This is a genomic window from Alkalihalobacillus bogoriensis ATCC BAA-922 (assembly GCF_000621445.1).
GTDB classification, from domain to species: Bacteria; Bacillota; Bacilli; order Bacillales; family Bacillaceae_F; genus Bacillus_AO; species Bacillus_AO bogoriense.
In genome coordinates, this window is record NZ_KK211278.1 from 186,199 (window position 1) to 207,846 (window position 21,648).

Annotated in this window: 25 protein-coding genes, 1 pseudogene and 1 other annotated feature; of the genes and pseudogenes, 21 read left to right on the forward strand and 5 right to left on the reverse strand. The window is 36.6% G+C overall.

What is annotated here, in order from left to right; translation table 11 throughout:
- Window positions 1–66 precede the first annotated feature (66 nt).
- From T323_RS0119450 to T323_RS0119470, 5 genes are all read left to right on the forward strand, one after another.
- Window positions 67–579, forward strand: coding sequence for a MarR family winged helix-turn-helix transcriptional regulator (locus tag T323_RS0119450; protein ID WP_051556627.1), 513 nt, complete (start codon window positions 67–69; stop codon window positions 577–579).
- Between the two features lie 11 nt (window positions 580–590).
- Window positions 591–796: a binding site (T-box leader), on the forward strand.
- A 45-nt stretch (window positions 797–841) separates the two neighbouring features.
- Window positions 842–2,086: a tyrosine--tRNA ligase gene (gene tyrS / locus T323_RS0119455; protein WP_026674774.1), complete on the forward strand. Its 1,245-nt coding sequence runs from the start codon at window positions 842–844 to the stop codon at window positions 2,084–2,086.
- Between the two features lie 123 nt (window positions 2,087–2,209).
- Window positions 2,210–3,142 (forward strand): ABC transporter ATP-binding protein, encoded by a 933-nt coding sequence (locus tag T323_RS0119460; RefSeq protein ID WP_026674775.1) that lies wholly within the window; start codon window positions 2,210–2,212, stop codon window positions 3,140–3,142.
- Window positions 3,117–3,827 (forward strand): ABC transporter permease, encoded by a 711-nt coding sequence (locus tag T323_RS0119465; RefSeq protein WP_026674776.1) that lies wholly within the window; start codon window positions 3,117–3,119, stop codon window positions 3,825–3,827. The genes T323_RS0119460 and T323_RS0119465 overlap by 26 nt, the downstream gene beginning before the upstream one ends.
- On the forward strand, window positions 3,824–4,564 hold the full coding sequence (locus T323_RS0119470; RefSeq protein WP_373279347.1) for an ABC transporter permease: 741 nt from the start codon (window positions 3,824–3,826) through the stop codon (window positions 4,562–4,564). Before T323_RS0119465 ends, T323_RS0119470 begins: the two co-directional genes overlap by 4 nt.
- A gap of 72 nt (window positions 4,565–4,636) precedes the next feature.
- On the opposite strand, the gene T323_RS0119475 is transcribed toward T323_RS0119470, so the two are convergent.
- On the reverse strand, window positions 4,637–5,335 hold the full coding sequence (locus tag T323_RS0119475; protein WP_026674778.1) for a mediator of RNA polymerase II transcription subunit 21: 699 nt from the start codon (window positions 5,333–5,335) through the stop codon (window positions 4,637–4,639).
- Between the two features lie 136 nt (window positions 5,336–5,471).
- On the opposite strand from T323_RS0119475, the gene T323_RS0119480 reads away from it, so the two are divergent.
- On the forward strand, window positions 5,472–6,467 hold the full coding sequence (locus T323_RS0119480; RefSeq protein WP_026674779.1) for a serine hydrolase domain-containing protein: 996 nt from the start codon (window positions 5,472–5,474) through the stop codon (window positions 6,465–6,467).
- Window positions 6,468–6,930: 463 nt separating this feature from the next.
- On the opposite strand, the gene T323_RS27180 is transcribed toward T323_RS0119480, so the two are convergent.
- Window positions 6,931–7,773, reverse strand: a complete 843-nt coding sequence (locus tag T323_RS27180) for a nuclease-related domain-containing protein (RefSeq protein WP_084309336.1) — start codon at window positions 7,771–7,773, stop codon at window positions 6,931–6,933.
- Window positions 7,774–7,902: 129 nt separating this feature from the next.
- Between T323_RS27180 and T323_RS0119490 the strand changes: the two genes are divergently transcribed.
- The 6 genes and pseudogenes from T323_RS0119490 (at window position 7,903) to T323_RS0119515 (ending at window position 12,045) form a co-directional block, all read left to right on the forward strand.
- Window positions 7,903–8,400: a GNAT family N-acetyltransferase gene (locus T323_RS0119490; protein ID WP_026674780.1), complete on the forward strand. Its 498-nt coding sequence runs from the start codon at window positions 7,903–7,905 to the stop codon at window positions 8,398–8,400.
- A gap of 52 nt (window positions 8,401–8,452) precedes the next feature.
- A pseudogene (locus T323_RS27185) lies at window positions 8,453–8,830 on the forward strand (VOC family protein).
- A 35-nt stretch (window positions 8,831–8,865) separates the two neighbouring features.
- Window positions 8,866–9,642 carry a Cof-type HAD-IIB family hydrolase gene (locus T323_RS0119500; protein WP_026674781.1) on the forward strand — a complete coding sequence of 259 codons (777 nt, stop codon included), beginning with the start codon at window positions 8,866–8,868 and terminating at the stop codon, window positions 9,640–9,642.
- Window positions 9,643–9,654: 12 nt separating this feature from the next.
- Window positions 9,655–10,710 carry a S66 peptidase family protein gene (locus T323_RS0119505; protein ID WP_026674782.1) on the forward strand — a complete coding sequence of 352 codons (1,056 nt, stop codon included), beginning with the start codon at window positions 9,655–9,657 and terminating at the stop codon, window positions 10,708–10,710.
- A 235-nt stretch (window positions 10,711–10,945) separates the two neighbouring features.
- The gene (locus T323_RS0119510) at window positions 10,946–11,326 is read left to right on the forward strand and encodes a hypothetical protein (RefSeq protein WP_026674783.1); all 381 of its coding nucleotides are present in this window, start codon (window positions 10,946–10,948) and stop codon (window positions 11,324–11,326) included.
- A gap of 8 nt (window positions 11,327–11,334) precedes the next feature.
- Complete coding sequence (locus T323_RS0119515; protein WP_026674784.1) at window positions 11,335–12,045, forward strand: class I SAM-dependent methyltransferase; 711 nt, start codon at window positions 11,335–11,337, stop codon at window positions 12,043–12,045.
- Window positions 12,046–12,107: 62 nt separating this feature from the next.
- Here the strand turns inward: T323_RS0119515 and T323_RS0119520 are convergent, their stop codons facing one another.
- Window positions 12,108–13,163: a hypothetical protein gene (locus T323_RS0119520; protein ID WP_026674785.1), complete on the reverse strand. Its 1,056-nt coding sequence runs from the start codon at window positions 13,161–13,163 to the stop codon at window positions 12,108–12,110.
- A gap of 147 nt (window positions 13,164–13,310) precedes the next feature.
- Between T323_RS0119520 and T323_RS0119525 the strand changes: the two genes are divergently transcribed.
- From T323_RS0119525 to T323_RS0119555, 7 genes are all read left to right on the forward strand, one after another.
- The gene (locus tag T323_RS0119525; protein ID WP_026674786.1) at window positions 13,311–13,841 is read left to right on the forward strand and encodes a DinB family protein; all 531 of its coding nucleotides are present in this window, start codon (window positions 13,311–13,313) and stop codon (window positions 13,839–13,841) included.
- 14 nt (window positions 13,842–13,855) lie between these two features.
- Window positions 13,856–14,842 (forward strand): HD domain-containing protein, encoded by a 987-nt coding sequence (locus tag T323_RS0119530; RefSeq protein WP_026674787.1) that lies wholly within the window; start codon window positions 13,856–13,858, stop codon window positions 14,840–14,842.
- Between the two features lie 18 nt (window positions 14,843–14,860).
- Window positions 14,861–15,565, forward strand: a complete 705-nt coding sequence (locus tag T323_RS0119535; RefSeq protein ID WP_026674788.1) for a hypothetical protein — start codon at window positions 14,861–14,863, stop codon at window positions 15,563–15,565.
- Window positions 15,566–15,575: 10 nt separating this feature from the next.
- Window positions 15,576–16,079, forward strand: coding sequence for a GNAT family N-acetyltransferase (locus T323_RS0119540; protein WP_035179345.1), 504 nt, complete (start codon window positions 15,576–15,578; stop codon window positions 16,077–16,079).
- A gap of 20 nt (window positions 16,080–16,099) precedes the next feature.
- Window positions 16,100–16,675 carry a histidine phosphatase family protein gene (locus tag T323_RS0119545; RefSeq protein WP_026674790.1) on the forward strand — a complete coding sequence of 192 codons (576 nt, stop codon included), beginning with the start codon at window positions 16,100–16,102 and terminating at the stop codon, window positions 16,673–16,675.
- 311 nt (window positions 16,676–16,986) lie between these two features.
- Window positions 16,987–17,334, forward strand: a complete 348-nt coding sequence (locus T323_RS0119550) for a hypothetical protein (protein ID WP_026674791.1) — start codon at window positions 16,987–16,989, stop codon at window positions 17,332–17,334.
- A gap of 27 nt (window positions 17,335–17,361) precedes the next feature.
- Window positions 17,362–17,577 (forward strand): hypothetical protein, encoded by a 216-nt coding sequence (locus T323_RS0119555; protein ID WP_026674792.1) that lies wholly within the window; start codon window positions 17,362–17,364, stop codon window positions 17,575–17,577.
- A gap of 102 nt (window positions 17,578–17,679) precedes the next feature.
- On the opposite strand, the gene T323_RS0119560 is transcribed toward T323_RS0119555, so the two are convergent.
- Window positions 17,680–18,111, reverse strand: a complete 432-nt coding sequence (locus T323_RS0119560) for a hypothetical protein (RefSeq protein WP_026674793.1) — start codon at window positions 18,109–18,111, stop codon at window positions 17,680–17,682.
- Between the two features lie 248 nt (window positions 18,112–18,359).
- Here T323_RS0119560 and T323_RS0119565 point away from each other — a divergent pair, with 248 nt between their 5' ends.
- Together T323_RS0119565 and T323_RS0119570 are read left to right on the forward strand one after the other, a co-directional pair.
- Window positions 18,360–20,036, forward strand: coding sequence for a methyl-accepting chemotaxis protein (locus T323_RS0119565; protein WP_026674794.1), 1,677 nt, complete (start codon window positions 18,360–18,362; stop codon window positions 20,034–20,036).
- A gap of 188 nt (window positions 20,037–20,224) precedes the next feature.
- Window positions 20,225–20,680, forward strand: a complete 456-nt coding sequence (locus tag T323_RS0119570; protein ID WP_035179352.1) for a DUF4871 domain-containing protein — start codon at window positions 20,225–20,227, stop codon at window positions 20,678–20,680.
- Window positions 20,681–20,991: 311 nt separating this feature from the next.
- Here the strand turns inward: T323_RS0119570 and T323_RS0119580 are convergent, their stop codons facing one another.
- Complete coding sequence (locus T323_RS0119580) at window positions 20,992–21,405, reverse strand: VOC family protein (RefSeq protein ID WP_026674796.1); 414 nt, start codon at window positions 21,403–21,405, stop codon at window positions 20,992–20,994.
- Window positions 21,406–21,648: the final 243 nt, after the last annotated feature.

The following is a 21,648-nucleotide window of genomic DNA, read 5'->3' on the forward strand; positions in this document are numbered from 1 at the left end:
TTTTTTATTTTGTTAGAATCGTTTCATAGCTAACGATTATAAAAATAAAAGAAGGAGGGATGACACATTCATAATTATAATGAGGATGGAGAATGGCTTCCTGAAGAAATCGATACGATAAACAGGTTAACAAAACTCCCACTAGATTCGTTGCACCTCGATGCAGTTGCAGTCGTTACTAATATATATCGGGTAGCACAAGGGTTACGAAATCAAATGGAGCAAGAAGTTCTAGTTGAGCATGGATTGTCATGGACTGCCTTCTCGATGTTATATGATTTATGGATTTGGGAGTCATTAGAAACAAAGAGACTAGCTGAGTCTGTTGGGGTTTCTAAAGCAACAATAAGCAATATTACGAAAACATTAGAACGAAAACAATTGTGTTATCGAAAAACGGATAGTAAAGACAGAAGAGTGACTTACGTAGGAATAACCGACACAGGGAAAGAAGTAATGGAAACTCTTTATCCGCCATTTCATAAACGAGAAGTGGATATTGTATCTAGCTTAACAACCGATGAGCAAAAGGAAATGTCTAGGTTACTAAGAAAAGTCATTCGAGACAATCAATTTTAAAAAGATGAAACATTAGAGCAATGAGAGGAAGTCAAGTAGTCATTATCTCCCTGTTTAAAGAGAGTCGATGGATGGTGCAAATCGACACAAAGATATGATGAAATACAATCCTTGAGCTTTCTTTGCTTACTAGCAGAGACGGACGGACCGTTATCCGATGAGTGGAAGGTGGACACCTTCAACAAGGGTGGTACCGCGTGAGAACCACGTCCCTTATTTTGGGATGTGGTTTTTTATATTGAATTTTTTAGGAGGAAGAAAAATGACAAATGTAATGGAACAGTTAACAGAACAACAACGAGATGAAGTGAAACGTCAACTTGCACTATATAGTCAAGGTGTACAAGAAATTATACCGCTTGAAGAGTTAGAAATGAAAGTGGCGAAGTCGATTTTACAACATAAGCCGTTAAAAGTGAAATTAGGCTTAGACCCTTCAGCCCCGGATGTACATCTTGGTCATACGGTCGTTCTTAATAAGATGAGACAATTCCAAGAAAATGGCCATATTATTCAACTCATTATCGGTGATTTTACAGGGAAAATCGGCGATCCAACAGGGAAATCAGTCGCAAGAAAACAATTAACAGATGAAGAAGTAAAGCATAATGCGAAAACGTACTTTGAACAGTTTGCGAAAGTCATTGATATGGAAAAAGTTGAACTACATTACAATTCGAAATGGCTGTCGCAATTATTGTTTGAGGACGTCATTCAATTAGCGGGAAAAATAACTGTCGCAAGGCTGTTAGAACGAGATGATTTCGAGGAACGAATGGCCTTTCATCAGCCAATTTCTTTACATGAATTTTTCTACCCGTTAATGCAAGGCTATGATTCTGTTATGTTAGAATGTGATATTGAATTAGGAGGAACAGACCAGCATTTTAACATTTTAATGGGGAGACATTTCCAAGAGAAGTTTGGCAAAGAAAAGCAAGTCGCGCTATTAATGCCACTGTTAGAAGGGCTAGATGGCGTTGAAAAAATGTCAAAATCAAAGAAAAATTACATTGGAATTGATGAAAGTCCAAATGAAATGTACGGGAAATCGATGTCCATTCCAGATGAGTTAATGATAAAATACTTTGAATTAGTCACAGATTTTTCACCAGTAGACATGCAAAAAATAAAAGAAAATGTGGCGGCGGGTCAAATGCATCCACGTGATGCGAAAATGCTGTTAAGTAGAACAATCGTAAGAATGTACCACGGTGAAAAAGAAGCGGAAAAGGCAGAACAACATTTTATTTCTGTATTCCAAAAGCGGGAACTTCCAGATGAAATTCCAACGGTGGTGTGGGCAGGCGACGACGAAGTTCCTGTAATTGAACTTTTATTTGAACTGAACATGTTTACTTCTAAAAGTGAAGCGAGACGGATGGTTGAAAACCGTGGCGTTAAACTAAATGGAGTTGTTGTAGAAAATAGTAAATTACAAGTCAAAGTAGAAGATAAATTAATCGTACAAGTAGGAAAAAGAAAATTTATTGAAATCAAAAAGTAAATCGTTGTAACTGGCCATGAGAAGGATAATCATCTTCTCATGGTTTTTTTAAACAAAATTTAACCATTTTAAACCATTCTGTTTAACCTTGTCTTTTTACACTAGAAACTGAGGTGAAGAGAGATGGAATATATTGTGAAGACAAAACGGTTGTCAAAAACATTTGGGAAAGAAAAAGCAGTAAATGAAGTGAGCATGAACATTAAAAAAGGTGAAATTTACGGATTTTTAGGCCCAAATGGAGCAGGGAAAACAACGACGATTCGAATGTTACTAGGTTTAATGAAACCAACTGCAGGAGATGTTGAACTTTTTAACCAAAATTTAAAAAGAGACAAAATCGATATTCTTCGTAAAATTGGTTCACTTGTAGAAAATCCATCGTATTATCCACATCTAACCGCTTATGAAAACTTAGAGGTGATTCGAAAAATCGTTAATGTTCCAAAAACAAGAATTATGAAAGTATTAGATATTGTTAGGTTAACAGATGTCGCGACAAAAAAAGTAAAAGGTTTTTCATTAGGAATGAAACAACGATTAGGAATTGCAGCTGCCTTATTACACGAACCAGAGCTGTTAATTTTAGATGAACCAACAAATGGATTAGATCCATCAGGAATCATTGAAATGAGAAATTTAATTAAAAGGCTTCCGGAAGACTATGGCATGACGGTTTTAATTTCTAGTCATTTATTAACTGAAGTCGACCAAATGGCTACAACGGTTGGGATTCTTTCAAAAGGACATTTAATTTTTGAAGATTCAATTGATAAATTACGGAGTCGTTCCCAGAAAAAGCTCGTATTCACAACTAGTGAAAGCCGAAAAGGATGGCGCTTTTTAAAGACGAAAGGAATTGAAGCTGAATGTCGTGGGAATCAAATTTATATTGAAGATGTATCTAATGATGACATTGCCCAAATCGTGAAGTGGTTTGTGGCGGATAATATTTCGATTTACAGAATAGAAGAAGAAAAACGGTCGCTTGAAGACATTTTCCTTGAGATAACAAAGGAGGGAATGTTAGATGCTCATAAGATTGATGTCGGGTGAATTTATGAAAATAAAACGAAAAGGGTTTTGGATTTTTGTTTTTTTAGGACCAATCGGTGTTGTTGCGTTGCAAATGGTCAATTATGGAGTTCGCAAAGATTATTTGCTTCAACAAAGTGATGATAACTGGATGTATTATATTGTAAACGTGAACGCATTCACATCGCTCGCTCTTGTGTTAGGGATTGTTATTTTAACGTCACTTATGGCGAGCGTGGAAGATGAGACGAGGGCATGGAAACAACTGTTAGCCCTCCCTGTCACTAAGAAAAGTGTTTATATATCGAAGTTTTCTGTGTTAGCAGTATTATTAGTTGTTTCTTCCACACTGTTGTTCGTTTTTACATTTGCGTACGGCTCGGTGCTAGAGCTTGGAACAGATATTCCTGTTCGAGCTTTGCTTGAGTATAGTTACTTTCCTTTACTTGCCGCTCTACCAGTATTGGCGCTTCATTTATGGATTACAACAGTAAGTAAAAAACAAGGTGTTGCCGTTTCAGTAGGGATCATCGGGACGCTATTAACGTATATGGCTTATATCTTACCGGACTGGATGATTTGGAAATGGCCGAGTTTAATGAATGAAGCGAATGAACCATTGATGAATGTCTATTTAGGGTTAGGAGTCGGTATCGTCATTTATCTCGTCGGTATGCTCGACTTTATGAGAAGGGACGTGAAATGATGTTTCCATCTTTATTTTTAGCGGAGTGGTATAAATTACGAAAAACAAATATCGTTCCTTTTCTTCTCATCGGTCCTGCCGTTGGTTTGTTTATGGGGTTGACAGTTAGCTTTCCAGCTGTAATGGACGTAGATATTAACCAGTGGTATATTTCCTTGTTCGCTATGAATTTAACGTATGCGTTATTGTTTTTACCGTTACTCACAGGTGTACTTGCCAGTATGATTTGCCGCTATGAACATCAAGCAGGAGGGTGGAAGCAGCTGTTAAGCTTACCTGTGACAAGAGGTCGAGTGTTTATGGCAAAGTATAGTTTGTTAATGAGTATTGTTTTTGTGATACAGATATTATATCTTGCTGCGATTTATACGGTCGGGTTCATCAAAGGCTTTTCTGACCCGTTTCCAATTGAAATTGTATGGAAAAGCGTTGTTGGTGGCTGGGTCGCAACCTTCCCGTTAGTCGCATTACAATTATGGGTTGCAATGGTATGGAAAAATATGGCCATCCCGTTAGCGATTAATGTTATGTTTACATTGCCAACGATTCTTGTCGCAAATTCACAGCGTATCGGTCCTTTTTATCCATGGGCTCAACCATTTTTTATGATGTATGTTGATGGAGAAGCACAAGGTGTATTCTTCGTACCTTGGGACCAAGTGTTGACCGTTGTCGGAGGAAGTTTTGTTCTATTTTACGGGGCAGGGTTGCTGTATTTTATGCGAAAAGCAGTGTGATGGAAAATGAGGGAGAGTTGCTTAGTTGAGGGGCAACTCTTTTTAATGGTTGTTAGGTTAGTGAAAAAGCATTTAATAACCCCAGATAGTGGAGTTGAAAGATTCTTCAAATAAAATCTCATCATTTCCGTCTAATGCTTTGATTTTAACTTTCACGGTGTCAGCCTCTTGGGCCTTTTGACTAGGTTCGTACGATACAAACCATATTTTTGTTCCATCTGTTAGCTGAATAATTTCAGCCGTATGAATGGATTTATCTTCCACGAGGACTGTGTTGACTTGTTCATCCCAAATGTATCCAGTAAAAAAGCCCACGGTTCCGCTCCAATTAACATATTCATTATCTTTCGTATCATAAAGTTCGGAACCGTTAGTTTTTTCTGGAGTGACAACCGTTATAAAGTTGCCATATTCATCATTAGTGATGACAACATATTGGGAATCGGTAACCTCTTTATATAGGATTTCACTTCCAAAAACTTCATCTGCCTTATCGGAATCTAGGATGATGGAGACCAATTCGAAAATAGTGACAGATAAAGTAGTATTTACTGAGTTAACTTTTTCTATTAATTCTTTATTTTCTTCACTTAAGTTAATGTAGTCAAGTTTTACATCTCTCAGTTCTTTTTCTAACTCTTTTATTTTCGCAAGGTGTTCTTCATTTGTGTTATCATAATCGCGGTTGTCGACTTTTTTAATGTCCATGAAATTAATGACAACAACGCTGATTCCAAGCAATATAAATAAAAGAATATATTTCTTTTTCATTTTTAGTAATTCCTCTCGTTCACAAGTAGGCTTGTCAGAAACTATTATACAAAGGAACGAATCTACATACTAGACTTTTATAAGAAAAATTGGGATGATGTGGTAAAATAGAAAAGGAAAAGAGGGTAATGATGGAGTGAATTCTCAATTTACTAGCGTAATTAATCATATTAAACAAACTTCGCAGAGCGTGGATTGCTCAGGTGCCGCTGCGTTTGTTATCCACAATGATAACATTGTCGTCGAGGAATACTGGGGAACGCAATCGAAAGAAGCTAATGCAAGAATAGTTCAAGCTAATACACAATTCCATGTCGCTTCAGTCCGAAAAAGTTATATCGGTTTTGCAGTTGCTTATGCCATTTATTATGGTTACATCGATTCTATCGATGAAAAAGTAAGTTTGTATTTTCCAGGAATTAAGGCAGAATTACTTTCAGATACAACAATTAGGCATCTGTTAACACATACACACGGATTGGTTGAGAAAAATGGTTGTATTATGAGGGAATTCGTAGCCGGGACGAGTTGGGCTTATCGTGGTGTAGGAGTGGATTTATTAACAAAACTAGTGAAAAAGACAACGGGGAAAACAATAGCTGCGATATTGCAAGACACTGTTTTTACCCCGCTTGGCTTGCAGGAAACAGGCTGGTATGCAGATGAAAAAGAGAACTTTGTAGATGTAATAAGAGACCAAAATGATAGCTTATGGAAAACAAGTCAAAGTGTAGATGGCGATAAAATGAATATGTATGTGTCTGCGCGAGATTTGGCAAAATGGGGCTATTTTCATTTGAAACAAGGCAATATCGGTGGGACTCAAATCGTGCCAAAAGAGCTCATTCAGTTCGCAACATCTATCCAAAGCCCAGATGGCATTCAGCATGATTTGCCACAAAACGGGTGTTTGTGGTTCGTCAAAGACAAACAAGCTAAAAAAACAGAAATCGGCGCCACCGTTCCAAGAGGCTCATTTCAAATATTAGGCTACACTACAGTAACGTTATTAGTAATACCAGAAAAAAATCTAGTAGCGGTCCGAGCATTTAATAGCTTCGGATCACCAGAAGGCTACAACTATTTACAAGATGTTCGCTCATTTGGAGATACGGTGATGGAGTGTTGTTAGGTTGGGTTTGTTGAAGAGGAGAAGTTTTGTCCTTCATAAGTTCGATGAAGGACAAAACTCAGTGAAAAAGCGAGAGAAGTGTCCTTCATAAGGGGGATGAAGGACAAAACTAGATGAAAAAGGAAGAGAAGTGTCCTTCATAAGGGTGATGAAGGACAAAACTAGGTGAAAAAGCAAAAGAAGTGTCCTTCATAAGGGTGATGAAGGACAAAACTAGGTGAAAAAGGAAGAGAAGTGTCCTTCATAAGGGTGATGAAGGACAAAACTAGGTGAAAAAGCAAAAGAAGTGTCCTTCATAAGGGTGATGAAGGACAAAACTAGGTGAAAAAGGAAGAGAAGTGTCCTTCATAAGGGTGATGAAGGACAAAACTAGGTGAAAAGGCAAAAGAAGTGTCCTTCATAAGGATGATGAAGGACAAAACTAGGTGAAAAAGTAAAAGAAGTGTCCTTCATAAGGGTAAGATTACTCATAATAAGCCCATTGGTGAGTACCAACGATTTTCAAATTCTTTTCTAGTATTCTATTAATCCTTTTTTTAGAATTCACCAAATTACACCAATCATGAATGATGTTCGTTGTGATTTTTTTAGTTGGGAAAAGGAGTTTAAATTCATGGACGTTTCGCATGACGGCCGCTTCAAAAGTTTCTTCAAATCTGCATGCATTACATACAGATAGTCTACCTACAGAAGTAGTGGCAAAGGATTTGCATTTAGGACAAGGAATTCCTTTTCGTAGCTGATCGTATTCATAGGAAGGCAATGAGGAAAAGGAGAAGTCTTGGATATGCAGAGAAATTAATTGGTCGGCTAGTATTTTATGTTTTTTGTTTAATTTTGAAGGCACCATATTTAATTTTTTTATAAAGCGATTGAGTTGTGTTGGGAAAAGAAACGGTTTATTAAGTGGAGCTTGATATAACGTGAAATCGGGGTTAATAAAAACGACATATGCATGGAGTGGAATAGTAACTCGCAAACTTTGGAGGAGCTGTCTGAACAGTGATTCGCTTCTCATTAATTGGTTTAGCGGGTTGTTCACTTCAGAGTTAGAGGTTTTGTAAAATCTTTCTGATTCGTAAAAATAGTCGCCTTCAAAATTTTTCACTTCAAACATGTAAATGCAGTCTTGAAAAACGATAAGGGAGTCAATTTGAAAGGTAGTGTTATTATGCTTGAAAAGTAAGTCATTTAATATCAAGCAATCACACAAAATCCCTTCAGTGATGGAATCAAATAATTTTTCCCCAGCTAATCCCTTTTCAAGATTGTAAAAGTATTGCTGATCTTTTTCTGATAATTGCATTCGAGTGCTTAGTAATCGTAAAATTTGTAATTCGCTAGGGTCATTTCGAGGTTTATATGGGCATTACGTTCCACATCCTTTTTATTTTAAACTTCAAGTCTATTATATAAGAAAACATGAGGTGGTCCAATGAACAATGTTAATCTTGTAAAAGTGGAATACGAAGAAAAAAGTATTCTTCGAAATTTACTTAATTTATATGAATATGATGTGAGTGAGTTTAATGGAAGTGATCCAAATCGCTTTGGTTTTTTTGAATATTTATATCTTGACCATTATTGGACTCCACATGGGGTGGAAGAAGAAGGGAGAGTTCCATACTTCATTAAAGTGGAGGATAATTTAGTAGGTTTTACATTACTTAACAATGTTTCTTGTTTGAATCGAAAAGACATCACTTCTACAATAGCCGAATTTTTCCTTTTGAAAAATTGGCGACGGAAAGGAATTGGAAAGGCAGTCGCCTTGCAATTGTTCCGTAGCCATTCTGGAAAGTGGGAAGTAGCTCAAGAACGGGAGAATAAAAGGGCACAACAATTTTGGAGAACGCTCATAAGTGAATATACAAATGGAAATTTTGAAGAAGTAATGACGGAAGGAAAAGTTGTACTAGTGTTTGATTCTTAATCCATATAAACAATAAGACAATATTCAATCAAGTGCAAAGGAAAGGGAATTCATGATTTTCGAACTAACCATCCAAATACGTGTACGTGATTTTACAAAAGGACAATTATGGTATGAGACACTTCTTAATCGTAAACCAGATTTTATTCCTCATGACGGATTTGCGGAGGGAAGTCATACCTAGTTGTTGGCTCCAGCTAGCAGAGGGTACGCCCTCTATTCAAAGTGGCCCAATTCGTTTTGGTGTTCCTAATTTGGAATTAGAAAAACAGCGGTTAATAGAAAAGCTAGCAGTCAATGATTTTCAAGAGGCGAAGTTCCAGTGAAATGGGCTACTTTTTCTGACCCGTGGGGAAACCAAATTGGTTTGTTTGAATATTTTGATAAAAGTGAAGAACAAGAACGGATGAAGACGATAATCGGTGGATAAACCTGACTACAGTAGCACGGTTAGAAAGGGAAAAAATGAAATATAAAATCATATTCTTTGATGTAGACGGTACGATAACAAACGAGAAAGACGGTAGTATTTCCACAACAATGAAACAAACGATTACTCGATTAAAACACAAAGGAATAAAAGTCGTTGCGGCAACTGGAAGACCGTTATCAATGTGTGAAGATATAAAACAATTAGGAATTGATGTGTTTATTACGGCAAATGGAGCTTATGCGAAGCATAAAAATCATGTCATTCACAAAGTACCTATACATAAGACGATTGTTCAAGATGTGTATCATTTTGCGAAGAAAGAAAACGACGGGCTATCATTATTTACAGAAACTTTTACAATGAATGGCGTCGAAAATGAAAAAATTGCTACAACCCTAAAAGAAACCCTAGGGATGGTTTCTTATCCGCCGGAACATCTCAAAATATATGACGAAGAAATTTATCTTATGTGTTTGTATGCAGATGAGGAAACAGTAAAGAAGTATATTCACGAATTTCCAAATCTAATGTTTCAAAGGTGGCATCCATTCGTCTGTAATGTGTTACAGGATGAGGTGTCAAAGTCATTCGCAGTTAGAAAAGTATTGAACTATTTTAATTTGACACCGGATGCTGCCATTGCCATTGGTGACGGTGAGAATGATATCGATATGCTCGAACTTACAGGTCTTAGTATTGCGATGGAAAACGGCAATAATAATGTAAAAATGGTTGCTGATTTTATTACAAAAAAAGCTAGTGAAGATGGAGTGACATACGCCCTTCAACAATACGGTATTTTAAACTAAGGAGGGAATGACGTGATAAAACCAAGAAAACTAAAAAAAGGCTCCAAAGTGGCGATTATTTCTCCTTCAAGTGGATTGCCATATCTGTATCCAGAAATATATGAGCTTGGCCTAGAAAAAATAAGAGAAGTGCTACAGGTTGAGGTAATCGAAATGCCGACAGCGAGAATGTCGCCAGTACAGTTATATGATAATCCGGCGCTTCGGGCAGAAGATATCAACGAATGTTTTCGCGACCATAGTATTGATGCTATTTTCACTTCAATTGGTGGATATGAATCGATAAGAATTTTGCCACATTTAGATACGGAGCTTATTATGGAAAATCCCAAACTGATTATGGGATTTTCGGACGCGACAACGTTTTTGGCTTATTTAAACTCATTAGGAATGGTCACGTTTTATGGGCCTTCGGTTATGGCTGGGATGGCTCAAATTGGAAATCTACCCCAATCATATACAGAACACCTCCAACAGTTTCTTTTCTCTGAACCCCCAATATATCACTATAAACCATACTCGAAATGGACGAATGGATATAAAGACTGGAGTCACTTAGAAACACTTGGGCAATGTCAGCCGTTTATTGAAAATAGTGAAGGTTGGACATTTATTCAAGGAAATACACTAGTTGAAGGTGAACTATGGGGTGGCTGTATTGAAGTGTTAGAATTTATGAAGGCGACACCATATTGGGTTCAAGAGGATTTTTGGCAAGGGAAAATCTTATTTTTTGAGACATCAGAAGAAAAGCCGACTCCGATGCAAGTTGGTTATATGCTTCGAAACTATGGAATGCAAGGTGTGTTCTCAAAAGTAAAAGGTATTATTTTTGGTAGACCAAAAGACTATACGGCAGAGGAAAAACAAGAGCTTGATGACATCCTTGTTTCAATCATTGCAAAAGAATTTGGTGCGAGTGAATTGACTGTTGTTTCAAATTTTGATTTTGGACACACGGATCCAAAGCTTATTTTACCGCTCGGTTGCAAAGTAACGTTGGATCCCATTCGTCAGGAAGTCATATTAAAAGAAAGTCCATTTAAAGTGGATGTGGATAGTGCTTAAACTTACGAAAGGACATATAATCCGTTATTTTCATAGATTTCGCCCTTTTTGAATTTTTAACGGACATCAGTTCCGTTAAGGACCTGATTTTTGAGAGGTTTATTAAAATGGATGCCGATTAGCGGAACAGATGTCCGATTGAACTTTGAATGCCGCATTTTTTAATTAAATAAAGGAACAAATGTCCGAAACGATTTTTATTATTCATCGTCTAATCTATAAAAGAGGTGACGAGATGAAAAAATGGGGTTTGGTATTTTGTAGTTTGATAATGTTAGCAGGATGTTTTCATGGGACGGAATCCAATATGGCCATAACAAATCCAACTTCGGAAAACGTTCCTTCTCAATATGGAGAAACCGATTTGTTTGTTTGGGAAGACATTGTTTATGTTAATGCGGAATCGATTGATTGGGTAAAACAATTAGAGTTGACAATTCAAGAGAGGCTTACAAACATTAAAAACCAATCTGTTTATGGTGGAGATTTCTCTAATGGGACCGCATCGATTCTTCCAGTCGGAACAAAAGTTTATACGACAAAAGAACGAAAAGACATACTAATTGCAAAAGTTGGCACAGCGGAAGTGAGATATTTAGGCTGGCGGGAAGGGTAGGAGAAACAATGGACGAAGTCATTCGAAATTATGACGATGTAATCAAAATGCTAGATAAACTGATTGCCGAAGAGACAAATATTGATTGGGATCATTTTTATACAAACAGAGACCGGAAAGTGCCATTTTTTGTAGATATTCCTGATGAGAATTTAGTGGAGTATATGGATAAAGGATTGATTACCTCAGGAAACGTGTTGGAATTAGGCTGTGGTCCAGGGCGGAATGCCATGTATCTAGCGGAAAAGGGTTGTTCCGTTGATGCGGTTGATATGTCAGAGGTTGCTCTGCAATGGGGTAGAGAACGTGCAAAAGAAAATGGTATCAATGTCAATTACATAAAAAAAGACTTGTTTGAACTTGAATTAGAAAAAGGAGTATACGACCTTGTCTATGATTCAGGCTGCTTCCATCACATTGCGCCACACCGAAGAATGGATTACATTGACTTAGTATTTTCTTCATTAAAAGCGGGTGGTTATTTTGCGCTAACATGCTTTGAGGAAGGTGGAGTATTAGGTGGAGCAACAATATCTGATTTAGACGTCTACATCGAAAGAAGTTTGCAAGTTGGTTTAGGCTTTACACCAGAAAAATTAAAAACGATATTCTATAATTTTGAAGAAATTGAAATAAGAAAAATGAAAAAAGTAGAAGACAATGCCGACCTTTTTGGTGTTGAAGGATTATGGGTTGCTTTGTTTAAAAAAGCAAAGTAGTATTCTCGTAGTCGGTGTTATAAAAACATAAAAAAAAACGCTCAAAACTGAGCGTTTTCGTTCTATCGAAGATCAATGTCCTTTATCAACTCCATATGATAATCTTCATCAATGGATTGAATCTGTAGTACTAAAGGACCGTCTGAAAATTCACTTTTTCGAGGAATGCGAAACATATAATACGTTCTTCCTTTTGTTTTACCTTCTAATTGATAGTTAAAGTGAAAGTCAGATTCCCCTTCAATATAAAAATCAATCATCGGAAAATACTCATGAACTTCATCCCATAATACGGTCAGTCGTAACGGATTATCGTAGAGATCAAGTTGTTTTTTAGAGAGGTTAGCGACATCGGCTTCTATGACAAGGAATGTGAATAATTCTTCATCGATTCGATGACCGAATGCATCAGGGTTATTATTCGGCGGCATCACTTCATCTGCAAAATAATGCTTTATATACTCAATGGAAATGATGTCGTCTACAGTTACTGTATTGTCGGTTGTATGCACATCTGATGCAAGTACTCGTTCTCGTTCGTCCATCTCTATCTCAGGGGAGTCAACAGATACACTTCGATATTGATTGCCAGGTTCATTCTCATCACTAAAGATTTCTCCAATTCCCACAACACCTAAAAAGATAGCGACCGCAACAGCACCAATGACAACAAGTCGTTTAAAAGGATTTTTTCGTTGTGGTTTTTGGATGTTTGCTTCTGCCCCGATAAAGTCAACAAACATTTTGTAAAGAAGGTCAGCCTGACTTTCTGTTAATTTTTCAATGATGAACATGCTGCCGTCATGAACATATAAGTCAATACAATGGTACAGATTATTTGGAACGGTATATTTTGCAACATCATAAAAAGCTGAGTATTCTTGATGTACAAAATCAAAGTCCTTCATTGTTTTTGGTCTTGCTAAAAATATAACTTGTTTATTTGTAATAACAAAAAGACCGTCTAGTTCATCCCCATTTGCTCCAAGAAAGGCTGTAATGATTTTCTCGTCGTCTGAAATCATATCCTTCAAAAAGATAATTTCCAACTCTGTTAATTGAACATATCCTTTTGATGCGGTGTTTATTTTTTCTTGTAGCTTCTCTACGTTTGTCAAAAGTATCACTTCCTAATTCAAACATTTCGATTGGATTTTACTGTAAAAATAGGATATAAATATAGTAGCATCAATTATTCTATCTATCTGTGAAAAATACGGGAATGCATCGAAAGTCATGTTTTATTAGGAAAGGAGACATTCCTTATGAACTTTTCTTTACCGGAAGCGATTGAAGTGTTAGAAAGAACACCGAAAACTTTGGAAGCTTTATTAAGTGGCTTGTCGACAGCATGGCTCACTTGCCGTGAAGGAGAAAAGACGTGGAATGCGAAAGAAGTTGTTGAGCATTTCATTTATGCTGAAAAACAAAATTGGATTCCTCGCTTACAAAAAATATTGGAACAGGCTGAAAACAAAGCATTCCCACCATTTGATCGATTTGCCCATTTGCAAACTCCATCCGGGAAGAAAATTGAAGAGAGCATCGCGGAATTTCATCAGCTTCGACAACAAAACATAGCGAAGCTAAAACAGCTGGTTACAGTAGACCAACAGCTTGAATTAACGGGAATTCACCCTGAATTTGGGGAAGTGAAAACAAAGGAATTACTAGCGACATGGGTTGTGCATGATTTAACGCATTTGTCCCAAATCGTTAGAGTGATGGCAAAACGCTACAGTGATGATGTAGGACCTTGGAAAGCGTATATTAGTATTTTGAACGATGAAACGTAATTGGAGGTTATTTTTTGATTTTAAATGATACGATTTACGGGCAATGTGAAGTAACAGGTGTAATGGAGGAATTATTGAATAGCAGACCTGTTCAACGGTTAAAAGGAATTCACCAAGGCGGCGCAAGTTATTTAGTTAATCCGAAATGGAATGTGACTCGTTATGAGCATTCTGTTGGTGCGATGATTCTTGTAAAACGGCTTGGTGGATCTGTAGAAGAGCAAGTGGCAGCATTATTGCATGATGTGTCTCATACTGCGTTTTCACATGTTGTCGATTTTGTTTTTGATAATGAAAAAGAAGATTATCATGAAAAAATCTATGAATCTGTGTTGACAAGTTCGGAAATCCCAGAAATTTTAGCTAAGTATGGATTTGAAGAAAAAGCTATTTTATATGACGATTCAAAATGGACATTACTTGAACAACCAGCGCCAGAACTTTGTGTGGACCGAATCGATTACACATTAAGAGATATGTATGAGTACGGTCATATCACCGAAGAAGAAGTGAAACGGTTTTTACAAGACATCGTTATTATCGATGGGAAAATTCACTTGCAGACAATTGAAGTGGCAGAATGGTTTGTCGACATCTATTACAAAGAAGTTATCGGTTTCTTCATGGACCCATTAAATATTTACGGTTATGAAGTTCTAGCAAACGTCATTCAATATGCGTTACATCATCAATACCTTACGTTAGATGATTTATTAGGTGAAGACGTGGAAGTGATGTTGAAACTCCAAAATATTCAAGATTCAGAATTACAGCAAAAACTAAATCAATTACATCCTCAAATTGTAGTGGAGGAAAATGAGCATGACTATGATATCTATCGAAAAAACAAAGTGAGATTAATTGATCCATCAATGTTTTATAATGGGAAAATACAGAAAGCGTCTGCATTATCGGAGAAAGTAAAGCAACTAGGCGATGAGGCTTATCATAAAGCGTCACGCGGGGCATTTGTTAAGATTCTTTCTTCATCACGAGTGTAACAGGAAAGTAGGTATTCAATGAAAGTAAAGTCCCGTCTTACATTTAGCGTCATCGGTATGTTTGTGATTGTAATTTCTACGATTCTTATTTTCGGGCTAATCACGATGTTGCAGCAGTTTATTTTTGCCCCAGATGATTTTATTTTGACGGTATTCAAATCACAGGCTTTTTCTGTCATTATTCTTTATGAAGTGTATTTGATTATCGGGTTGTTTTATTTGTTTTGGGGGCCGGCTTACGGTTCAGTAAAAGAGAGTCGTCATCCTTCATTTTGGAAGAAGCATAGAAAAAAACTTGTGCCGATTTTTATTAGTAGTAATGTTGTATTATTTTACTATATTCTCACTTCAGTGATTGTAATTACGGATACTAAAATTATCGATCACTCCTTTTTCACACCAAGTGGGAAAGAGTATGCATATACCGATATCGTCCATATTGAAACAGGAGTATATGGAAAAGGGTTTTCTTTTTACTCTAAGAAAAAAGGTGATTTCTATTATATCCTCCATTTTAAAGATAATGTAGCAATTGATATCACGGATGTCGGACAAACAAAAAATCATGTGCATGAAATTTTTCTAATTGAAGAATTAGATGAGACATTCGTCCAATTAGGGGTACCTAAAACAGCTTTTCCTGAAAACTTTGTTTATGTTACAGAGCATCTTGGCAAACAGTATACGGATTCAATAAAAAAAGTGATTGAAAATGTGAAATAGGAGGCGTGAAATGGAAAAGTCAATTGTAATCGAGTCAATGAAACGAGAGGACTGGAATTTGGTCAAAAAGATTTACAATGAAGGGATCGCAACAGGAAATGCAACGTTTCAAACTGAGGCACCTTCTTGGGAAGAGTGGGACGATAGCCATTTAAGTGAATGCCGAATTGTTGCAAAACTCGGAGAAGAAGTTGTAGGTTGGGCAGCATTAAGTCCAGTTTCAAGTCGTTGTGTTTATGCTGGTGTCGCTGAAGTTAGTGTGTATGTAAGCCAAACCAAAGCCGGAAAAGGAATTGGGAGCCAACTATTAGATTGTTTAATCAAGCAAAGTGAAGAAAATGGGTATTGGACATTACAAGCAGGTATTTTTCCAGAAAATCTAGGAAGCTTACAACTTCATAAAAAGCTAGGATTTCGAGAAATTGGCCGTCGTGAAAAAGTCGGAAAAATGGCTGGAATATGGAGAGACGTACTATTACTTGAACGAAGGAGTCAAAACGTTGGTGTAAACTAAACAAATCAAAGGGGTAGCTCATGACGACAATCGGATTTATTCGGCATGGTGTCACAGAGTGGAATCAATTAGGGAAAGCACAGGGAATGTCTAATATTTCATTAAATGAAGAGGTGAAAGCGCAAGCACTCGCTTTAGGAGAACGACTGAAACAAGAAGAAAAGTGGGATATCATTGCTTCAAGTGAATTAAGTAGAGCAAACGAAACAGCGACGATTATCGGTCAAAAGCTTGAACTTCCTGTAAGTACTCTTGATGAACGTTTACGTGAAATGAATGGTGGAAAAATTGAAGGGACGACTGAACAAGAACGAATTCAGAAGTGGGGTGAAAACTGGAGAAGTCTTGATTTAGGAATGGAAACATCTGAACAGGCAACAAAGCGAAAGATTGCATGTTTACATGAATTAATTGAATTACATAAAGGAAAACGGATATTAGTCGTTAGTCACGGGGCAGTTATCGGAATGACATTACGTGCCCTTATGCCTGACAAATTCCAAAAAACATTCTTAGACAATACGTCTGTTACTATTCTTAAGTTTGATGAAAATACTTGGGACTGTTTACTTTACAACTGTACAAAACATATTTAGGCGCCTCATTTATTGTGGGAATGAAATCGAGTTCATACTTATCTCGTATTTAGAGGTAAGTTTTTTTATTGTTTAGTGAACTATAAATAGTCGACCTGTGGGTAACATTGCTCTACTATATTTTTAGATTGAATTAGGGGTTTGGGATAGTGTTGTTAATTTAGCGGTCATGAAAACCGTTATCTGTGAACAATGCTAGCGTTTTGGAACGTTGGTGGACACAGGGGCAGTTAATCATAATAGATCGCTAGGAATAGAGTTGCTTTTGAGTTAATAAGCGCTCCTGTGGCCACTAAAAAATGGAAACCCGTATGAAGTTCACAAATAACGGCTGCTCTGACCGCAAAAATGAGAAATTTACAGCAAGTACTTTATTTGAACAGGGAGTGAATGAGATGAAGGCTGTTTTGTTAGTCACACTATTTTATTTATCATTAGGTTTGCTGTTTTTCTTCGATGGATTTGGATTACGTTTAGTTACCGATATAAAGTCGATTGAAAATGTAGGCGATAGGATTCCTCTTGCTATCTGTTTCAGTCTTGCTTTTTTATGGGGACTTGTAGGGGCAGTCCATTTTCTAACTAAAGGTGCCGGTGTAGAAAAAGGAAAGGCAAGCGGCATTAGTGAACCATTTGTTGCCGCAAGTAAAGAAAAGTAAAAAGTAGAGAGAGGAAGGGGCTAAACGATGAATCAAGAAGTTCGTGTCCAAACAAAACCCTTTTTATATGTTATTGGTTTATTTATATTTGGAGGGATGGCGTTAACATCGATGATTGATGCAAGCTTTTATATTGAAAAGTATTCAGTTGAAAAGCTATGGCACTATCGTATTTTTATTATGTGTAGCGCGGTAGTCTATTATTCTTTAGTAATACTTTATTATCGTAAACGAGGGGAATAGGGGAAGAACAAATTGTAAACTTGTGTGGACACTGTAATATCGGATTATGGTGGACGCTTCTTTGATGGATTTTCAAAGGGGAACTACACAAAAATCCATGTTTTAATTCTTTAGCCCTTCCCACGCATCCTTACGATATTGTAAAAACTCTATTTCTTTTGTTTGTGTATCAATATAAAATTTTACAATATCATATCCTAGGAATTTGTCATTCTCTTGGTAAGCTCGAAGATGAAAAGTTACATTAAAGCCTGCTTTATCTGCTGTTCTCCCGACATATATATCACTATAATTCAGTCCGTACCCAACAGATTTTCTTTCTTCAATGTCGTAGGCGTTGCTAATTTCATGAATGATTTCATCGTCAAATAAACTCCCTATTAAACTAAATATATCCCATGAAAAGGCTGTGGAGTTAATAGCTTTGTCTATTTCTTCTTCGTGTACTTTTATACTTTCGCTTTGAAAACCATAAACGAAACTAAAGATGATTATCAATATTGGAGTTCCTATTTTCAATAACAGATTTTTCATAAGCTTATCCCCCTTTAGTAAAAGTTGTATGTAACAGTTGGGTTAATATGTTTATTTATTTTCTTGGTAAAAAGATAAAAGATTGATATTGGTAATGTTTTGTAATTTCGTTATGAGCGGTGTATGCTCTTTTAATTTGTCGTTTTTTGTCGTAAAATTGACTATTGTATTATATTTTGTCGACATATATAGTGGGATTAGTAACATACATCTTTAAGTGAGGACAAATGATAGGGAGAAGGATAGTGATGAAAAGTTTACGATTGAAAATCTTAGCAGGCTTTGCCTGTATGTTAGCCCTTCTTATCGTATTAACAGTAGTCGTTTCTATAAATCTAGGAACGATTTCTAAAGACATTGACCGTCTTGATGAAGATATTAAATTGATGAATGGCAATACGAAACTAAGTCAAAATATATCTGAACGAGTGACTTTGGCGCGTGGGTATTTATTATACGGAGAAGAATCATTTAAGCAATCATTTTTCGAACATACCGAAGAAAGTAAAGAAATAGAAGAAGTTGTATTGGCGAATGAACCGTCAGAAGAAGTTCAGCATTTAATTGAATTAAGTGTAGAGTTTGGAAATATTGTGGAAGGTGAATTATTTCCTCTTTATGATAGTGGAGATATTGAAGGCGCGATTCGACTTGAGCGCGATAAAGTAGCTGACTTGGCAGAAGAGATTGTTTTAGGTTATGAAGATGTGATGGAATATGAGCAGTCTGTTATCGAAAAAGATATGGATGAACTAGTCTCTGCTAGTACGACAACAAACGTTATTACGATATCGTTAGCGGTTGCTGCGATTGTGGTTGGGATTGTTGTATCCTTTGTGTTAGCAAATAAAATTACAACACCGGTGTTACAAGTTGTTAACCGAATGAACCAAGTGTCAACAGGGGACTTAAGTGGACAATCATTACAAACAAATTCAAAAGATGAAGTAGGCTTACTAACAGAGTCTGTCAATGATACAACCGAAAGTCTGAAAGGGTTAGTCCGAAGTGTAAATGATGCGACATCACAAGTGGCGGCTTCCTCTGAACAATTGTCTGCAAGTGCGATTGAAACGACAAAAGGAACGGAACAAGTCGTCACAACAATAGAAGAACTTACAAATGACGCGACAGCCTCAGTAGAAACAATTAATCAAAGTGTGGAATCGATCAATGAAATGGCACACAAAATTGATACGATTGCTGAAACATCAAGTTCTGTTTCAAAAGTAGTGTCAGAAACAAAAGAGGCAGCTGAAAGCGGGAATGAAAAAGTACAAGAGGCTGTTCGACAAATGAGCTCGATTGGTGGTTCAGTACACACAACAGCAGAAACAATTCAAGCGCTCGGTCAAAAGTCAGAAGAAATTAATGATATTATTTCTGTCATTAGTGATATTTCAGGGCAAACGAATTTACTAGCCTTAAATGCTGCCATTGAAGCAGCTCGTGCGGGTGAACATGGAAAAGGGTTTTCAATCGTAGCTGATGAAGTTCGAAAATTAGCGGAGCAAACTGAAAACTCTACAAAGCAAATTGCCGCGTTAATTAGTGAAATTCAAGCAGGGACAACAGAGTCGGTTCAATCGATGACGACTGTTACGAACGAAGTGAACTCAGGAACAACGATTGTTAACGAAGCGGGACAAACCTTTACCGAAATTGTTGCGATGGTTAATGAAGTTGTGAGACATATCGAAAAAGTGTCGATCATATCAACTGAATTAGCGAATTCGTCTAAGAAAGTAAAATTATCATTTGCAGATGTGAAAGTAAAAGCGAACAAAACGTCTGAAGGAGCAGAAGTGATTGCTTCTACTTCACAACAGCAGCTCGCTGCCATGGAAGAAATTACAGCTTCATCTCAAGTGTTAAGCGAGATGGCAGAAGCGTTACAAAGAGAAATTGAAGTGTTTAAAATTTAAGGAATTTAGGATCCGATGAATGTATCGGGTCCTTTTTGTTTGGAAGAAATCATAGTATTAAACGATTTTGTAGGTTGATGAATAAGTCTTCCTTATAAACTAGTAAAAATTTGTAAAGTTTTTTTCAAATAGGTTTTATTTTTAGTCAAATGCTATAATGTGAAAAAATAGAAAATATAGGAGGATATATGAATAACCGAAAATATTCATTTTTCATAAGTATCTTATTCGTTATCTTAGTTGTATGTGGATGTGCCGCAACTGAAGAAACGGTGGAAGAGAAAGTGAGTGAAAGAGAAAGTCAGAAATTCGAATCAAATTCCTATTCCATGATCGGTGTGGAAAATAAAATCGGTTTTATTTACGATGAGTATTCGACTCCTTTTATTGTTGATGAAGGTCAGAAGTATATGTGGCACTTTTGGGGAGATGATGTCGTCGACCAACCATTTACAGTCATCGGGAAAAACATGAAATCAGGAGAAGAAGTTGTCGTAATTGACAATGAGATCATTGCTGGTCCACTAAATGGCGCTGATGCTCATATGCCTAGTTCGATGTCGTTACCTACTCAAGGGAAATGGGCATTAATGGCATATGTAGATGAAGAGTTATTTGGAACGATTGCTGTAGATGTAAGGTAATAATAAAAGGAGTTTTCCAAAGACAACTCCATTTTTTTATTTTAATTGCTGTTTCATTTCCCTTAGTTCATCTTCAAGCTTTCGTACTCTTTTTAACAAAGTGTATAATACGGGAGCCATGAAAATAATTACGATTAGTGCGTCCATCATGTTCACCTCATAGTTAATATGATTCTATTATACTGTATTTGGAAAAAAAGAGAATTATAAATTTAATTTGTGTGGAAACATATGGTATACAAAAATGGATAATTAACGGAGATATATAAAGCGAGTAGCGTTCACTAAGGCCACTCGCACTATCAATATTGTTACGACAATAAACTAAGCTGCCAGTGAACACCAAATTGATCTGTCACTGTACCATACCATTTGCTCCAAAATGTTTCTTGAAGATTCATCCCAACACGGCCACCTTGTTTTAATTTTTCGAAAGCTGCAGTAATTTCTTCTTGTTTGTCCATGATGATAGCTAATGTAATATTGTTTCCTACAGTGTACGGGGTTCCCGGAAAATTATCTGAGAACATGATTTCACTTCCGCAAACATTCATCCGTGCATGCATGATTAACTCTTTCGCATCCTCTTGTAATGGAAATTCAGGGTTTTGTGGGGATTCTCCAAATGTCATCATTTGTGGTGCTTCTGTCTGAAAGGCATCTGTGTAAAATTCGACCGCTTCTCGACAGTTTCCATTAAATACTAAATATACGTGAACAGGCATTATATCAACTCCAATTACTATCGTCAGTTGTTCATAGTTTATCCTACATTTCAAAATACTAATAACAGATGTTACAATATACGAAAGAAAGGAGGCTGATTTTTAATGGAATTTATCGTTGGAATCTTAGGTGTCCTCGCTTTAGCAGGTGTATTGTATTATATGGGAAAATCCGGTATGTCTTGGGGAAATGATGACGACAAAGACAAATAGAGAAATAGAAATGATGTTTGCGTTCGGACA

Bases quoted from the DNA above. Each gene is read 5' to 3' on its own strand.
- T323_RS0119490 (WP_026674780.1), top strand. From the start codon at position 7,903: ATGAACAATGTTAATCTTGTAAAAGTGGAATACGAAGAAAAAAGTATT.
- T323_RS0119535 (WP_026674788.1), top strand. From the start codon at position 14,861: ATGAAAGTAAAGTCCCGTCTTACATTTAGCGTCATCGGTATGTTTGTG.
- T323_RS0119510 (WP_026674783.1), top strand. From the start codon at position 10,946: ATGAAAAAATGGGGTTTGGTATTTTGTAGTTTGATAATGTTAGCAGGA.
- T323_RS0119500 (WP_026674781.1), top strand. From the start codon at position 8,866: ATGAAATATAAAATCATATTCTTTGATGTAGACGGTACGATAACAAAC.
- T323_RS27180 (WP_084309336.1), bottom strand. From the start codon at position 7,773: ATGCAATTATCAGAAAAAGATCAGCAATACTTTTACAATCTTGAAAAG.
- T323_RS0119460 (WP_026674775.1), top strand. From the start codon at position 2,210: ATGGAATATATTGTGAAGACAAAACGGTTGTCAAAAACATTTGGGAAA.
- T323_RS0119525 (WP_026674786.1), top strand. From the start codon at position 13,311: ATGAACTTTTCTTTACCGGAAGCGATTGAAGTGTTAGAAAGAACACCG.
- T323_RS0119580 (WP_026674796.1), bottom strand. From the start codon at position 21,405: ATGCCTGTTCACGTATATTTAGTATTTAATGGAAACTGTCGAGAAGCG.
- T323_RS0119560 (WP_026674793.1), bottom strand. From the start codon at position 18,111: ATGAAAAATCTGTTATTGAAAATAGGAACTCCAATATTGATAATCATC.
- T323_RS0119515 (WP_026674784.1), top strand. From the start codon at position 11,335: ATGGACGAAGTCATTCGAAATTATGACGATGTAATCAAAATGCTAGAT.
- T323_RS0119550 (WP_026674791.1), top strand. From the start codon at position 16,987: ATGAAGTTCACAAATAACGGCTGCTCTGACCGCAAAAATGAGAAATTT.
- T323_RS0119565 (WP_026674794.1), top strand. From the start codon at position 18,360: ATGAAAAGTTTACGATTGAAAATCTTAGCAGGCTTTGCCTGTATGTTA.
- T323_RS0119570 (WP_035179352.1), top strand. From the start codon at position 20,225: ATGAATAACCGAAAATATTCATTTTTCATAAGTATCTTATTCGTTATC.
- T323_RS0119465 (WP_026674776.1), top strand. From the start codon at position 3,117: ATGCTCATAAGATTGATGTCGGGTGAATTTATGAAAATAAAACGAAAA.
- tyrS (WP_026674774.1), top strand. From the start codon at position 842: ATGACAAATGTAATGGAACAGTTAACAGAACAACAACGAGATGAAGTG.
- T323_RS0119545 (WP_026674790.1), top strand. From the start codon at position 16,100: ATGACGACAATCGGATTTATTCGGCATGGTGTCACAGAGTGGAATCAA.
- T323_RS0119540 (WP_035179345.1), top strand. From the start codon at position 15,576: ATGGAAAAGTCAATTGTAATCGAGTCAATGAAACGAGAGGACTGGAAT.
- T323_RS0119555 (WP_026674792.1), top strand. From the start codon at position 17,362: ATGAATCAAGAAGTTCGTGTCCAAACAAAACCCTTTTTATATGTTATT.
- T323_RS0119475 (WP_026674778.1), bottom strand. From the start codon at position 5,335: ATGAAAAAGAAATATATTCTTTTATTTATATTGCTTGGAATCAGCGTT.
- T323_RS0119470 (WP_373279347.1), top strand. From the start codon at position 3,824: ATGATGTTTCCATCTTTATTTTTAGCGGAGTGGTATAAATTACGAAAA.